Below are 15,463 nucleotides of genomic sequence, written 5' to 3' on the forward strand. Positions count from 1 at the left end.
TTTTATATGAAACTTCAAGATATAAGATTATTAGTAAAGTTTAACATTGACTTTTTCTCAACTTACTAATAGAATAATATAGGATTAGTTAGGAGGCTAAATAATTATGGACTATGAAAATGACCTTCGCTTGGGGTATTGGTTAAAAGTATTAACTAGAAAGATGACATCCTACCAAGACTGTAAGCTGAGTAAATATAATATTACTAGTGCACAACTAGGGGTACTTATAGAACTTTGGAAAAAAGATGGGCAATCACAAAAAGAAATTCAACAAATTTTAGAAATTAAACCAGCCTCTTTTACGGGGTTAGTGTCCTATCTAGAAACTAAGGGATTCATTAAAAGGATAAGCGATGCTGAGGATGGAAGAATAAATAGAATATTTCTTACTGAAGAAGGCAAGGCAATAAAAGAAGAAAGTTTTAAGGAATTCCTTAAAACAAGAGATGTTATGTTTAAAGGATTTATGAAAGAAGAACAACAACTATTAGTTTGTTGGCTAAAGAAAATGTGCGACAATTTAGAGAAAGGTCAAGGTGATTAAGTGGATAAAACAAAAGAATTAGGTGAAGAACGAATAGGAAAACTACTATTGAAGTTTTCTATTCCTGCAATTATAGGCATGATTGTAAATGCACTATACAATATAGTAGATAGAATTTTCATAGGACAAATACCAGGAGGCGTTGGAGAATTAGCTCTTTCAGGGGTTACAGTTACTTTTCCAATTTCAATTATAATTATGGCCTTTGGTATGTTAATAGGAGTAGGATCAGCATCCTTAATATCAATAAGACTTGGAGAACAAAAAAAGCAAGAAGCAGAAAAAATTCTTGGAAATTCTTTTGTATTAGTAATTATAATTCTTGTTGGTTTAGCGATAATAATATTTCCGTTTTTAGATAGCTTATTAATTGCTTTTGGTGCTAGTGAGAAAATATTACCTTATGCAAAGGAATATATTCAAATTATTATAGCTGGAGGGGTTATCCAAAATATAGGTTTTGGACTTAATGCAGCTATAAGATCAGAAGGGAATCCTAAGATAGCAATGTTAACAATGCTTTTAGGAGCCGTTGTAAATACAGTATTAGATCCTATTTTCATCTTTGTATTTGATATGGGAGTAGCAGGTGCAGCTATTGCTACCGTAATAGCCCAATTAGCGAGTACGGTTTGGGTATTATATCACTTTACAAAAGGAAATAGTACTTTAAAACTTAAGAAAGAAAACTTTAAATTAGATATTAAAATTATTAAGAGTATCTTTGCTATAGGAATGGCGCCTTTCTTCATGCAACTTGCTGCAAGTTTGGTACAAATCTTATCCAACAAAGCGTTGCTAGTCCATGGAGGGGAATTTGCCATTGGAGCTATGGGAGTAATTTCTAGTGTGGCAATGATGTGCTTAATGCCAGTATTCGGTATAAATCAAGGTTCACAACCTATCATTGGATATAACTATGGTGCTAAAAATTATGGAAGAGTTAAAAAGGCTTGGAAGCTGGCAGTTATTGCAGCAGTGTTAGTAACTACAACAGGATTTTTAGTAGTTGAATTAGCAGCACCAAATATTATTAAAATATTTAATAGTAATCCTGATCTTGTGAGAATTGGAACTCATGGTATTAGAATTTATCTTTCTGTGCTTCCAGTTATAGGTTTTCAAGTTATAAGCTCAAACTACTTCCAAGCAGTAGGTAAGGCAAAAATATCTATGTTCTTAAGTCTTTGTAGACAAGTAATAGTATTGATACCACTAGTAGTAATTTTGCCACCAATCTTTGGATTAGATGGAGTTTGGATTAGTGGACCAGCCTCCGATGCTATTGCATCAATAATTACTTTGTATTTTGTAATGAAGGAATTAAAGTTCTTAAAAGAACAGGAGATGGATGCTAGAGTTGCCTAAATGTTGGGCTTGTAGACTAATGGGATTAATAATGAAGCCTTATAAATGTTTCTACCCTGTAAAGTTAAATATAAAATAAACTAGAGAAAGGTTGTATGGAAGGGCTTAAGCACTTCTATACAACCTTTTAACACTTTATTACATTAGATGTTTTCACTAGATAAAGATAGGACTTTAAAAGTTAAGTTTTCCCTGTAAGTTAGGAATACAAAAAATACGTGTGGATTTTTTATTACCAAAGTTATTATTAAGTTAATTTCTAGATAAGTTTGCTTTTAAGCTTTTGTATCTTCTTCTCTAAAGTATGGATTGTCTTGAAGATATCTTCATATTCTTTAAGATTAATTTTTCCACATTTATAGTCTTCATATATGCCAGCACCAATATCATAGAAAAGTTTTTTTATATCCCCTTCTATACTATGAATTTCATACTTTAACTTTGAGTTTTCAATAAGATTGCCAGTGCCCTTTGCCAGTTCATCTATTCCTTCAGAAAGAGTATCAAGTAGTTTATCCAAATAACTTTTATCCTTCATTTTATCACCTTATTGTTATTATTGATTGAATTAGCTAAAATAAGTTGCATTATTATTAAGGTACTTAAATATATAGATTATACTTGTTAAGGTTACCTTCAAAAGATGGATTGTTATTGCAACCTTAATATATAAGTATTCATTAAGATAAAATATGTACACATATTTATCTTTTCATGGAAAAATAGGTGTAGTATCATATATGTATAGAAGCAAATTAGGATTTTAAAAACAATTCTTAGAAATTAATATTGGAACATTGAAAGCTACTAAGTAAGAACAAGGTATTTTTTAGATGAATTTTTGTCCCTATAAATAACTTTATAAGACCATTTGGAATATTAGAAAATTAAAAGCTTATAATTATATATAGATAACGAAACATAGAACTATTAATAAAAATTAATATATACAAATTTAGGATGGTGATAAAGGGATGGATAAAGCTAAGTTAAGCATAGGTTTTTTTGATTCAGGAGTAGGAGGCTTAAGTGTTCTTAGAGAAACTATTAAACTGATGCCGAATGAAAATTACATATATTTTGGAGATTCAAAAAATGCGCCTTATGGAGTTAAGACAGTAGAACAAGTGCAAGAATTATCATTTAAGGCTATAGATTTTTTGCGTTCAAAGGGAGTAAAAGCTATTGTAGTAGCCTGTAATACTGCAACTAGCGCTGCTATTGAGCAGCTTAGGGAGAGTTACAGGGATATCCCTATAATTGGAATAGAACCAGCACTAAAGCCTGCGGTGGAGCTTCATAGACAGGGGAGTATAGTTATAATGGCAACTCCTATGACTTTGGTAGAAAAGAAGTTTAATGCACTTCAAAAAAAGTTTAAAGAAGAAGCAGATATATGTCCATTACCTTGCGATGGATTAGTAGAATTAATTGAGAGCGGTAACATAGATGGTGAGCTAATAGAAGCTTATCTTAGAAAGAGATTTAAAGAAGTTGAAGGAGATAAAATAGCAGCAGTAGTGTTAGGGTGCACTCATTATCCTTTTGTTAAGGATACAATAATAAAAATTTTAGGGGAGAGCGTTCCTGTAATAGATGGAAGTGAAGGTACCTCAAGGCATCTAAGAAATATCTTAGAAGAAGAAGGTATAGTAAACTCTAACAGTGTAAAAGGAACAGTGGATATATATAACTCCTTAGATGGCCAGGATATGATAGATTTAAGTTTTAGGTTACTTAATACTTAAAAGGCTGTGAGTTAAACATATATTAAGGTATTGTTTAATAAATAACAATGATTTTAAATTATTCATATAAATCTTTAACAAAAACTACCCTATTGGAATATCCTATAATATAGACAAACTCTAAATCTAAGGAGTTTTTATTTAAGTGAGCTTAGAAAGAAGTGTACTTACCATAATAGGGAAAGTCACTTTTTTAGCTATTAAAAAGCCCCTTAGTGAAAATAAAAAATAGGGTGATAAGGGTGAAGATTTTCAAATTTTCAAAGGAAAATAACTATGGGAACGGTGAAGATTTAGTTGAAGTGAAGATAACAAAGGATAAAGAGTTTAAAAGTGTGGTACTTTCAAATCCTACAGACAGTAATTGTATTTATATCATAGATAAAATTACACTGCTAAATAAACTTGCTTTAAGTGGAAGTAAGCTTGTGGAAGTTAGATTTTACAGTTATGATGATTTTAGGAATACAGATAGTGATTTTAATTACGATTCTTTAAAGATTAAGTTTAAGGTACATGAAGCAGAAACTTCGGATAAGACATTACTCCATAGAACAAAAATGAATTACGAACCTGCAAAAAATTTAATAGAGGAGGACTATTTTTTGGTGCTACCAGGAGGAGCTCTTTCTATTGAATTTCCTAAGGAAGAAAAAGATGTTTCTTTGAAGTTTTTACTGGGAAAAGAAGTGTTGTAAAAGAAGAATGTTTTTATTTATAAATCAGCTTTTTTGCTAGGTGGCATAAGCTTGTATACCAAAACATTAATTAAGAAGAAATAAGACTCAGGAGTTGAATTTATTAGCACCTGAGTCTTTGTATTGTTAAAAGTATTTTAGAATGTTGTGTAGTCTATATAGAAGTCCTTGGATAAATTAAACTTTAGTATATGGATAATCCTTTGGCAGAGTGGAGAATGAAAGTAACTTCTTTATTATTTAAATATATTTAAGAATTATATTTATTAAATTATGGTATAATAATTAGTAAATTATAGAAAATAGCAATCTTTATGATAAATTGCAATAATAAGCTATTTTCAATTGTGAGTTGATTTGACGATATTTTCTAAGGATAGAAATTCAATCTATTACAATAATAAAAAGGAACCTTTCATTGGAAGGTTATCCTCCTTGGAGAGTCGTTAAACTAAATTAATATGTTAATCATATAAAGAAAGGTAGGACATTTTATGAACCCAATAGTTACATTTGAAATGGAAAACGGCAAAATAATGAAGGCAGAGCTTTACCCAGAGGTGGCTCCAAATACTGTTAAAAATTTTATAAGTCTAGTTAAAAAAGGTTTTTATAATGGATTGATTTTCCATAGAGTAATTCCAGGATTTATGATTCAAGGAGGTTGCCCAGAAAAAAGTGGAATGGGTGGACCTGGTTATGGAATCAAGGGAGAGTTCTCATCAAACGGTTTTAAAAATAATCTTAAACATACTCCTGGAGTACTTTCTATGGCAAGATCACAGCATCCAGATTCAGCAGGAAGTCAATTTTTTATAATGGTAGCGAACTCTCCACATCTTGATGGTCAATATGCTGCTTTTGGAAAAGTGACTGAAGGTCAAAATGTTGCAGATGAAATTGTAAGTACAAAAACAGATTTTAGAGATAGACCTTATGAAGAACAAGTTATGAAATCTGTGACAGTAGATACTTTTGGAGTAGATTATGAGGATCCAGAAAAACTATAATTCTGAAGTATAAAAGGAGTAAATTAATGAGTTTTATTAATGATAAGGTTATTTTAACTTATGCTTTAGATTCAGAGGAAGTAAACATACTAAATAATCACTTTGAAAAAGAAGGGGCAAAGCCCTGCATTATTATTAAAAGCTCAATGGGGAGCAAAACCTTAAGTGAAATTCTTGAGGGGAAAATAACTTCTGAAGAGCAAAATCAAATCAATGAGAAAGAACTTTTCTGTGAAAGTGAAAAATCATGTAGTAAAGATTTACCTTTAGAAAAGGCTATAATACTTAATGGATTTGAAGGTGAGAAGCTTCAGAAAACAGTTATAAACATAAGAGAAATTCTTCAAAGTCGTCCAATACTAGCTGTAGTAACTCCAATATCAATAAATATGAAGTTTGGGGAAATACTTGAACATCTAATTGAAGAGAGAGAATTTCATAAGAAAAATGCAATGCAGAAGAAATAAAGAAGTTAGAATAAAAGTTCTCTAATATTTTAGAGGACTTTTATTTTGTATTATTAAAGTTATGTTATAATATAAGTATTAAGGTAGTTTTAACATAATAACTAGTTAGCATGTTAGCATACTTTGTGAAATACTGTGGCAAGGAAACAAGTGTACACAACAACATACAATTTGTTCACTTGCTCACAAGCATCCTTATGAACACAAAATATCTGTGAGCATCTTTGACTTGTTATTTTAGTTCAGATGCCTAAAATGAATAATTTTTAATGACATTTTGAAGAATAAATTTCCCGTGATTTTCACAGATTAAATGGATTAAGATGGGATATTTTCTTAATAATGAAAGCATAAGTGGGATTTAGCTCTTCTCGAAAATGTGATTTAATAAAAAGTTACTTGTTGATTATTTAATCTTATGAGGAGTAGATATTATGAGCGGAATAGGTGAAAGAATTAAAAATGCTAGAAATGCTAAGGGTATGAATCAAAAGCAGTTAGCTAAGAAATTAGGGGTTGCTGAAAGTTTTATTAATGAAATAGAAAGTGGAAAAAAAGTTATTAATGAGAAGCTTATGGATAGAATAGGCAAAGCTTTAGGTGGAGACTTAGAGAATATGAGTTCTATGATGAATACAATTATCATGGAAGAGGAGAAAGTTAATGACATCCCTAAAAAACAATATAAGACTCCAGAAGCTATTAATGATGTTTGGAGTGATGCATTAGGCTCGGTTCTAAAATCTGTAGGAATATATAATTATGACTTAGGTAAGTCTATTGGAAAAAAAGACATGCCGATAGTTTCAAATAAAGTAGAAGGCTTTGCTCAGGATAAAGTGTTATATCTGCAAATAGAAAATGATGATTTAATAGGCTTTAGAATTTCTAAGGGGGATTTAGCTTTTGCAAATCTAACTTCTGAAATAGAAAATAATGCAATTTGTTTACTTGATTACAATGGAGAAAGAGTACTAAGACAAATTAAAAAACTTGATAGTAGCAAAATATTGCTTCTTAGCAATAGAGGTTCCTTAAGAACAGAAACTGTAAACCATAAGGATATTAAGGTTATTGCAAAATTAAATAGATTAGAAATAAAATTATAACTTAGTAATGGAAAATAAAATAATAAGTTAAAGATGCATAAAAATCATGCACACATTTTAGCTCTCTATGATAAACATATCATAGAGAGCTTTATTTTTATATAGAAATTCAAAATTCCCATCAGTTAACTTGAGAGTTGGAAAATATATAGTATAAGGAAAAAATATTTTAGGTATTATGGATTTTATAAGTAAATCTATTTGGAGGCGAAGTTTATGAATGAGTTAAATCCAAAATGGAAAAATGAACCCATAGAAAGTGTAGCTATAGAAAGCTTCCATAAAGAACATAAAAATGATGATGAAAAGAAAAATACTGAAGAAGAAAAGGAAAATGTGGTAAATGATGTAAATATGGTTAAAGAAGAATTCAATAGAGAAGCTGCAGATAGTCCTATGTGTAATGAGGCCTATTATAGTGAAGATTACACTAATTACTTAGTAGAATTTGAGGGAGATATACAAGCACAAATAGAGAGATTAGATTATGTTTGTGCCTTTAGATTTTCACCATTTTATTATATAGCAGCGGTTAGAAATGGAATGCTTCCAAGGCTTTTTGAAGATGTGCCAGGAATTATTAATGCAGATACAAGTCTACCATATACTTTAACGGCTGTGGAACCAGTGGTAGCAGCTAATATAACAAAATTTCATGGAGAGACCTTTTTAACTCTTAGAGGAAATGGTACAGTAGCTGCAATAATCGATACGGGGATAGATTACTTAAACCCTCAATTTAGAGATGAAAAGGGCAATACAAGGATAATAGCTATTTGGGACCAAACCATTCCAGGTACAGTACCTAGTGAAGATGTAGGATACGGAACAGTGTATACAAGAGAAGAAATAAATAATGCTATTAGAGCCTCTGAAAGTGGTGGAGATCCCTATGCTATTGTACCCCATATAGATGAAGTAGGCCATGGGACTCAAATATCGGGGTTAGTTGGTGCCAAGGGATTAAATGGAGTAGTTGGGGCAGCACCAGAATGTGAGTTTGTGGTAGTAAAGCTAAAGGAAGCAAAAACTGTAGCATTAACGATCACAGGAATACGGGAGAGAAAAGGATTAATATATGAAGGAATAGACTATCTAGAAGGGATTAGGTTTGTATCAAATTTTCAGACCAAATTAGATATGCCCATGGCAGTGCTACTGAGTTTAGAGTCAAACTTGTCAGGCCATGATGGAACATCTTCTTTAGAAAGATTTATAACGTACTTTAGCACAAGAAAGGAATTAGTTTTTGTAGCAGGTTCGGGAAACCAAGGAGATAGCAATACCCATGCAGGAGGTACTTTTAGGCAAACTGGAGAATTAAGAAATGTTGAAATATTTTCTCAAAGTGGTGAAAAAAACTTACTTATTACAATATGGGCTACAAAGCCAGATAGAATTTCTTTAGGAATAGTGTCTCCTAGTGGAGAAATTATAGACCCTGTAACCCCTAAGATTAAAACTCCAGAGAGTTTTAATTTAATTATAGAGGGCACCACTGTAATTATAACAAATAATATTCCAGAGGATACTACGGGAGATCAGAATATTACTGTAGATCTTGTAAATCCAGTTGAGGGGATTTGGCAGTTAAGGCTTCGAGGAGAATATATTGTAAGCGGTCAATATAATTTATGGATTCCTCAAAGGCAACTGCTACAGCCCTTAACAAGATTTTTAGATGGAGATCCTTATATAACTGTAACTACCCCAGGTAATGCACAAACTGTAATTACCACAGGATACTATAATCAAAATACTAATACTATAGTTCCTAGCTCAGGTAGGGGACCAACTCGCCTTGGAAGGATTAAGCCAGAAATTGCTACTGGAGGAGTTAGAGCTAGAACCACTGGACTTAGCAACACTACAGTGGAAGTTAGCGGCTCTAGTGTGGGAGCAGCCGTACTTACAGGAGCAGTGCTTTTATTATTAGAGTGGGGTATTATTCTAGGGAATGATCCAAACATGTATGGACCAACTGTAAAAGCTTACTTAGCAAGAGGCGCAAGAAGAAGGCCGGGAGATATATATCCCAATACAGAATGGGGATATGGTCTTCTGGATTTAGAGACAACTCTCGCAAATATAAGGTCTGTTGGAAGCAGAGATGAAAGGAAAGCCTCAAATGTAGAAAGGTTATCAAGGGCGGTGCTTCTAAATATTCCAATAGAATCATTTAACAGATTAACACATCATAGCGAGGTTAATTCTAGTGTAAAAGATTTAAATAAAAAAAGCTTGGATTTTAGTGAAGGCCCTAGCAATAACGTAGAAGGTGAAATGAAGGATGAGATATGAGAATAGTGATATGGACTTTTTCCAAAGAGAATTATTGTTAAGTGTAACAACCAACCCTGGGGAGATTCTAAATATTATGGTTGAATACACAGGAGATATTGAAGGTGAGTTTAGAAAAATTGATTATGGCAGGGTTATAGTGATAAACCCTTTTAATGCTATTATTCTTGTTCCAGCTGAAAGGTTAGGTGATTTGTTAAGAGATATCAAAAGTATCCAGTTTTTAGATCCTTTAGTTCCCTTCACGCTGACACAAGTATCCCCCATTGAAGCAGCTAATATAATTCAGTTTAGCCAAGGTGGGATTTTTGACCTAAGAGGATCTGGAGTTATAGTAGGAATTATTGATACAGGGATTGATTATTTAAATAAAGAATTCACCACTGAAGATGGGAAAACTAGAATTGATAGAATTTGGGATCAAACTATAGACACAGGAACAGCACCTTTTAATATTGGGTTTGGTAGTGAGTATACAAAAGAGGACATAGATAGGGCAATTCAGGCTCAACAAAGAGGTGAAGATCCCTATGCAATTGTTCCTCAAAGGGATGAAGTAGGACATGGTACTGCTAATGCAGGCATTATTGGAGCTAGGGGTTATGAGGATGTGGTTGGAGCAGCGCCAGATTGTGAGTTTGTAGTTGTAAAACTGAGAGAAGCTATAAGTCCATTTTTAGAAACCTTAGGAATATTTGATGAACCTGGTATATATAGAAGTGCTGATATTGTAGTTGCTATTTATTATCTAACACAGGTTCAAAAGGTCGAATTAAAGCCTATGGTAATATTTATTCCTCTTGGAAGCAACTATGGTGGGCATGATGGTAGCTCCCCACTAGAAAGAATTATTGATTCTTATGTATTACAAAGAGGATTGGTTTTTGTGACTGGTACAGGAAACCAAGGGGGATCAGAAACTCATACAGGTGGCTTTTTAACTAGGACAGGTGACTCACAAGTTATTGAGATAAATGTAGATGAAACACAAAGAGGAATGGCATTAAATATATGGTGTAGTTATCCAGATAGAATGTCGGTTAGCATAACTTCTCCTACAGGAGAAATTATTCAAAGAGTTCCAGCAAGACCACGACCTGGTTACAGCAGTACCTTTTTATATGAAAAAACTACTGTGAATATCGATTATAGTTTTCCAGAAAATATCACAGGGGATGAATTGATATTGATAGTATTCAAGAATTTAAAACCTGGAATTTGGATAGTAACTTTGTATGGTGATAGCATAGTCAATGGTAAATATGATATTTGGCTACCACAAAGACCATTGTCCAAACCTAACACTAGGTTTTTAAATCCTAATAATGTTATGACTCTCACCATTCCTTCCACCAGCAGAAGGGTGATTGCTACATCCTATTATGACCAAAGTAACAATGTATTTGCACCAAGTTCAGGAGTGGGATTTACAAGAGACAACAGGATAAAGCCAGACCTTGCTAGTGGAGGTGTAGATGTATTGACTACAGCAGTAGGGGGTGGAACTGTTACAGTAACAGGGTCCAGTGCAGCAACTGCCGTATTAGCAGGGGCAGTTGCTTTAATACTTCAATGGGGCATTGTAGAAGGAAATGATCCTAAGCTTTATGTGGAGGAGATAAGATCTTATCTTATAAGAGGTACAAGAAAGAGACCGGGAGATGTGTATCCCAATCCAGAATGGGGATATGGAATATTAGATCTTGCAGGGGCTTTCGATGCCATAGCAGGACAGGAATCTAACATCGCCACACCTACAACAAGAAATAATAGAGATATAACCTACGATAAAATTTATACTGTAGTTCCAAGAGAAGTTTATCATAGGCTAAATTTTGATAATAACTGAATAAAATAGAATAAATTTACTCCGTATTAAGTTACATTTTTAATGATTGAAAAATCAACTTATTGAAAATCAATAGGTTAAAAGCTAACTTATTAATTTTGAAGAAGTTTGCGAGGTGAGGACATGAAAGAAATATTTTCGAAGATAATTAGGGAAAGTCCACCACAAACTCAAGAGCAAATAGCTGAAATACCGGATCAAGAACCCCAGCAGATAGATACATCTATAGGAGGGGAAGCAATAACACCAATACAAGGGCAAGAAGTAGATATAACATCGCAGATAGCACCAATATCAGTAACGGAAACACCTATGCAAGGCCCACAGCAATTAGAGATACCTGTAGAAACAACTCCTATACCAACAGAAATATTGGTGCCAACACAGCCAGAGATAACACCACCTTCTACAGCAGAAACAAACATACCTATTGAGAGTGGTGTAGGGTTAGGAATTGAAAGTGTTTTGAACTGCACAGAGGCATACTTAAGTGAAGAATATGAAAATTATATTGTGGAAACTGAAGATGGTTTTATTGAAGCCATACAAGGATTAAATTATGCTTGTGCCTTTCCTTTAAGTCCAGTGAATATAGCATTATCTGTGAGAGTAGGAAGGTTTAATGAATTATTAAAACAGTATCAAGGAAACGTTTATTTAGAGAAAAATCAACCCTTCACACTTTCCATAATATCTCCTAGTGAAGCTGCAAATATAAATGTATTTCATATTAGTGAGGCCATTAAGCTTACTGGAAAAGACACAATAATTGGATTTTTAGACACTGGGATAGACTACTTAAATGAGGAATTCATGACTTTAGATAAGAGAACTAGAATTCTGGAAATTTGGGACCAGACCATAGAAGGAGGAACTCCACCTAGAGGCTTTAAGTTTGGAAGTGTATACACAGAGAATGAAATTAACCAAGCCATAGAGGCTAGAAGAAATGGAGGAGACCCTTACAGTATTGTCCCACAAAGGGATACTATAGGACATGGGACAGCTGCCGCAGGAGTTGCAGCGGCTACTGGGGTGAATATCCCCATGGGAGCTGCCCCAGAATGCAATATTATTATGGTAAAACTAAAATATGCTAAAGCAGTTAACCTATTAAAGATGGGAATAGTAGAGCCAAGGATTCCAGTTTATGAAACTATAGATCTAATTTTAGCAGTTCGATATCTTGTTGAAGCACATACTAGATACAGAAAGCCCATGGTAATATTTATACCTTTAAATACTAATTTTAGTGGTGCAGATGGTAGTTCTCCATTGGAGAAAGTTATTGATATTTATTCAGTTCGAAGAGGAATAGTTTTTGTTGCAGGTAGTGGGAACCAGGGAGATAGTGGTACCCACACCAGTGGAATATTCAGAAGAACCGGAGAGGTAAAAAATGTGGAAATAACCATTGATGATGTTGAAGGGATAGTTCCCATTGGAATTTATGGTAAATCACCAGATAGATTTTCTATAGGAATAGTATCTCCTAGTGGAGAAACTATTGAAAGATTTCCTGTGAAATTAAAGGGAGAAGAAGTTTATCCTTTTGTTTTTGAAGGGAGTACTATAAGAGTTGAATATTCACTACCTGATGAAAAAACAGGAGATGAAGTGGTTGTTATCTATATTGCTAATTCGAGGGAAGGAATCTGGCAAATCAGACTTTATGGAGAATACATTGTAAATGGAAGATATGATGTTTGGCTACCTCAAAAGGAATTATTAAATGGAGATACCAGATTTATTAATCCAGATGCTTACACTACAGTAGCAGCCCCAGGAACTGCATTAAATATAATAACTACAGCTTTTTACAATCAAGGAAATGTCTCTGTGACGCCAGACTCAGGGAGAGGGTACACTCGGGATGGAAGAGTTCAACCAATAATCGCCACAGGTGGAGTGGATGTAGCAACTACGTTTTTAAACAATGAAACTATCTCTGTTACAGGTTCTAGTGCAGCTTCAGCAGTACTAGCTGGGGCTTGTGCCATGATTTTAGAGTGGGGCATTGTAAAAGGAAATGATTTAGGCCTTTATGGACCAACAATAGCAGCATATCTGATAACTGGAGCAGATAGAAGACAAGGAGACATTTATCCAAATACAGAGTGGGGATATGGAACATTGGATTTGTTAAGAACCTTCGAAAACTTAAGAAGCTCAGATGTCATGAGAGGCGATAAGGAATTGAAAGAAAAGCTAAGCAAAAACTTATTCGTGAACATTCCTAGCGATACCTATTATAGGCTACAAGTTGCACAGAGACAAACACTTTGTTGGGGGTGTAGGCCTTGAAAGACGATAAGGTTACAAAAACAAGAGAAACCGTTGAAATTCCACTACAAAGCTTTGTTGTCTTTGAAACCGACGCTACTTGTGGAGAAAAATACTTAAGTGAAGACTATATTAACTTAATAGTTCAGTATAGTGGAAATATAAGAGAAGGATTATCGAGGATAGATTATGCTTGTGCATTTGTGCTCAATAACATTTATGCCGTAGTTGCAGTAAGAAAAGACATGGAGAAACAATTATTTCAGGATGTTCAGGAATTAGTTGTTTCTGAGTTAAGTGCAGGGTATTTTCTAACAGCCTTATCCCCTATAAACACAGCAAATATATCTATATTTCATGAGAACCCTTATATAACTTTAAGGGGAAATGGAGTAATTGTTGGAATGTTAGATACAGGAATAGATTATTTAAATGTTGATTTTATGACTGAGGATGATAGAACAAGAATTATATCCATTTGGGACCAAACAGTATTAACAGGACCTCCACCAAAAAACTTTAGTTATGGTACAGAATTTACTAGAGAACAAATTAATACAGCTATAGAAGCAAGTCTAAGAGGAGAAAACCCCTATGATATTGTTAATCATAGGGATGAAATTGGTCATGGAACTGCGGATGCTGCAATCGTAGGGGCTAGGGGAAGAGGTGAAGTCATTGGAGGTGCTCCAGATTGTGAATTTGTTATTGTAAAGTTAAGGCCGGCAAAGACCAGTTCCTTAGAACGGCTTGGAATATTTGATGCAGAGGGTGCTGGCCCTATTTATGAGACCACAGATATAATACTAGGCATGAGCTATCTTATACAGGTTCAGAGAGAATTGAATAGGCCTTTAGTTATATTAATGCCATTGGGTTCAAATTTTGGAGGACATGATGGTAGTGCTGCAATAGAGCGGTATATTGATTATCTATCATTAAGAAGAGGAGTAGCCGTTGTAACAGGTACGGGAAATCAGGGCACCGCAGAGGGACACGGAAGTGGAGTTCTAAATAGATCAGGGGAAGTAAATATTGTGGAGATAAATGTAGGTGCAAATCAAAGGGCACTAACAGTTTTTCTTTGGGCTAGTAAACCAGATAAGATATCTGTAGGATTAGTTGCTCCTAGTGGTGAATCTGTGGAGAGAATCCCCATTAGGAGAAATCAGAGCCAAGAATTTAAGTTTATTTTTGAACAGAGCACTGTAAATGTGGATTACTTTTATCCAGAAAGTATAACTGGAGACACTTTTGTAAAAGTGTTGATTAGAGATATAAAACCAGGGGTTTGGCAACTTAGAATTATTGGTGAATTTATAGTAAATGGAAGATATGATTTATGGTTATCGAGCAGTAATCTACTTAGGCCAGAAACTAGACTATTAAATCCTGACCCCTTAGTAACTCTACAAATTCCAGCTACGAGTAGAAGTGCACTAGTTACGGGTACCTACAACCAAGATTTGAATATTTTGTACCCTCCATCAGGGAGAGGATATACAAGGGATGGAAGGATAAAGCCAGATGTTACCTCAGGTGGATTTGAAGTATTAACTGCAGCTGTAGGGGGAGGAACTACACAAGATAGTGGCTCAAGTATGGCTGCATCAGTTCTTGCCAGCGCAGTAGCCTTGATTTTTCAATGGGGAATTGTAGATGGAAATGATGTAAATCTATATGTAAATAAGATTAGAACTTATTTAATTAGGGGAACTAGAAAAAGGCCAGGAGACACTTATCCTAGTCCTGAATGGGGCTATGGTATATTGGATTTGGAAGGTACCTTCAATGCTATTAGAAATCTTCAACTAAATGTTCCCTCCATAAGGGATCATGAAAGCAGTGCATTGGAGGTCTTTAGTAGCAATGTTCATACCAAAATGCCTCAAGAGGTTATAGAAAGACTTTTATAGTGGTACCAATTTCTATGTGTTACAAAATATATAATAAATAAGTAATGTTAAGTAGGAAAAATAAATTTCCATAGATGTCAGAGAGGGAAAAATCAGCATGAAATGAATGAGCTGATAGTTATAAAAGAGAATAAACTATATAAGGTCTATATGGAACATACTTAAAG

Annotated in this window: 12 protein-coding genes; 11 read left to right on the top strand and 1 reads right to left on the bottom strand. The window is 33.9% G+C overall.

Translation table 11 applies throughout. The features are described from left to right. The first annotated feature begins 106 nt into the window (after nucleotides 1-106). Entirely contained in the window at nucleotides 107-547 is a 441-nt protein-coding gene (locus RR409_RS03800; RefSeq protein WP_332556394.1) for a MarR family transcriptional regulator, read from the top strand. Further along, on the top strand, nucleotides 548-1,915 hold the full coding sequence (locus tag RR409_RS03805; RefSeq protein WP_332556395.1) for an MATE family efflux transporter: 1,368 nt from the start codon (nucleotides 548-550) through the stop codon (nucleotides 1,913-1,915). A 259-nt stretch (nucleotides 1,916-2,174) separates the two neighbouring features. Here RR409_RS03805 and RR409_RS03810 read toward each other — a convergent pair whose 3' ends face one another. Next, on the bottom strand, nucleotides 2,175-2,453 hold the full coding sequence (locus tag RR409_RS03810; RefSeq protein WP_332556396.1) for a hypothetical protein: 279 nt from the start codon (nucleotides 2,451-2,453) through the stop codon (nucleotides 2,175-2,177). 436 nt (nucleotides 2,454-2,889) lie between these two features. On the opposite strand from RR409_RS03810, the gene murI reads away from it, so the two are divergent. The 9 genes from murI to RR409_RS03855 all read left to right on the top strand — a co-directional run bounded on the left by murI (nucleotide 2,890) and on the right by RR409_RS03855 (nucleotide 15,296). Continuing rightward, complete coding sequence (gene murI, locus RR409_RS03815) at nucleotides 2,890-3,663, top strand: glutamate racemase (protein WP_332556397.1); 774 nt, start codon at nucleotides 2,890-2,892, stop codon at nucleotides 3,661-3,663. Nucleotides 3,664-3,905: 242 nt separating this feature from the next. Continuing rightward, entirely contained in the window at nucleotides 3,906-4,361 is a 456-nt protein-coding gene (locus RR409_RS03820) for a hypothetical protein (protein WP_332556398.1), read from the top strand. Between the two features lie 494 nt (nucleotides 4,362-4,855). Then, on the top strand, nucleotides 4,856-5,371 hold the full coding sequence (locus tag RR409_RS03825; protein WP_332556399.1) for a peptidylprolyl isomerase: 516 nt from the start codon (nucleotides 4,856-4,858) through the stop codon (nucleotides 5,369-5,371). 26 nt (nucleotides 5,372-5,397) lie between these two features. Next, nucleotides 5,398-5,838, top strand: coding sequence for a DUF3783 domain-containing protein (locus RR409_RS03830; protein WP_332556400.1), 441 nt, complete (start codon nucleotides 5,398-5,400; stop codon nucleotides 5,836-5,838). A gap of 434 nt (nucleotides 5,839-6,272) precedes the next feature. After that, entirely contained in the window at nucleotides 6,273-6,947 is a 675-nt protein-coding gene (locus tag RR409_RS03835) for a helix-turn-helix domain-containing protein (protein WP_332556401.1), read from the top strand. Between the two features lie 216 nt (nucleotides 6,948-7,163). Further along, nucleotides 7,164-9,248: a S8 family peptidase gene (locus RR409_RS03840; protein ID WP_332556402.1), complete on the top strand. Its 2,085-nt coding sequence runs from the start codon at nucleotides 7,164-7,166 to the stop codon at nucleotides 9,246-9,248. Then, the gene (locus RR409_RS03845; RefSeq protein ID WP_332556403.1) at nucleotides 9,238-11,097 is read left to right on the top strand and encodes a S8 family peptidase; all 1,860 of its coding nucleotides are present in this window, start codon (nucleotides 9,238-9,240) and stop codon (nucleotides 11,095-11,097) included. The genes RR409_RS03840 and RR409_RS03845 overlap by 11 nt, the downstream gene beginning before the upstream one ends. A gap of 123 nt (nucleotides 11,098-11,220) precedes the next feature. After that, complete coding sequence (locus tag RR409_RS03850; protein ID WP_332556404.1) at nucleotides 11,221-13,401, top strand: S8 family peptidase; 2,181 nt, start codon at nucleotides 11,221-11,223, stop codon at nucleotides 13,399-13,401. After that, nucleotides 13,398-15,296: a S8 family peptidase gene (locus RR409_RS03855; RefSeq protein ID WP_332556405.1), complete on the top strand. Its 1,899-nt coding sequence runs from the start codon at nucleotides 13,398-13,400 to the stop codon at nucleotides 15,294-15,296. The genes RR409_RS03850 and RR409_RS03855 overlap by 4 nt, the downstream gene beginning before the upstream one ends. Nucleotides 15,297-15,463 lie beyond the last annotated feature (167 nt).

Origin of the sequence: Clostridium sp. (assembly GCF_036642255.1) — a bacterium.
Taxonomy (GTDB): domain Bacteria; phylum Bacillota; class Clostridia; order Clostridiales; family Clostridiaceae; genus Clostridium_J.

Excerpts from the sequence above, each read along its gene's own strand:
- RR409_RS03810 (WP_332556396.1), bottom strand. The coding sequence starts at position 2,453 with ATGAAGGATAAAAGTTATTTGGATAAACTACTTGATACTCTTTCTGAA.
- RR409_RS03825 (WP_332556399.1), top strand. The coding sequence starts at position 4,856 with ATGAACCCAATAGTTACATTTGAAATGGAAAACGGCAAAATAATGAAG.
- RR409_RS03835 (WP_332556401.1), top strand. The coding sequence starts at position 6,273 with ATGAGCGGAATAGGTGAAAGAATTAAAAATGCTAGAAATGCTAAGGGT.
- murI (WP_332556397.1), top strand. The coding sequence starts at position 2,890 with ATGGATAAAGCTAAGTTAAGCATAGGTTTTTTTGATTCAGGAGTAGGA.
- RR409_RS03830 (WP_332556400.1), top strand. The coding sequence starts at position 5,398 with ATGAGTTTTATTAATGATAAGGTTATTTTAACTTATGCTTTAGATTCA.
- RR409_RS03850 (WP_332556404.1), top strand. The coding sequence starts at position 11,221 with ATGAAAGAAATATTTTCGAAGATAATTAGGGAAAGTCCACCACAAACT.
- RR409_RS03840 (WP_332556402.1), top strand. The coding sequence starts at position 7,164 with ATGAATGAGTTAAATCCAAAATGGAAAAATGAACCCATAGAAAGTGTA.
- RR409_RS03800 (WP_332556394.1), top strand. The coding sequence starts at position 107 with ATGGACTATGAAAATGACCTTCGCTTGGGGTATTGGTTAAAAGTATTA.
- RR409_RS03845 (WP_332556403.1), top strand. The coding sequence starts at position 9,238 with ATGAGATATGAGAATAGTGATATGGACTTTTTCCAAAGAGAATTATTG.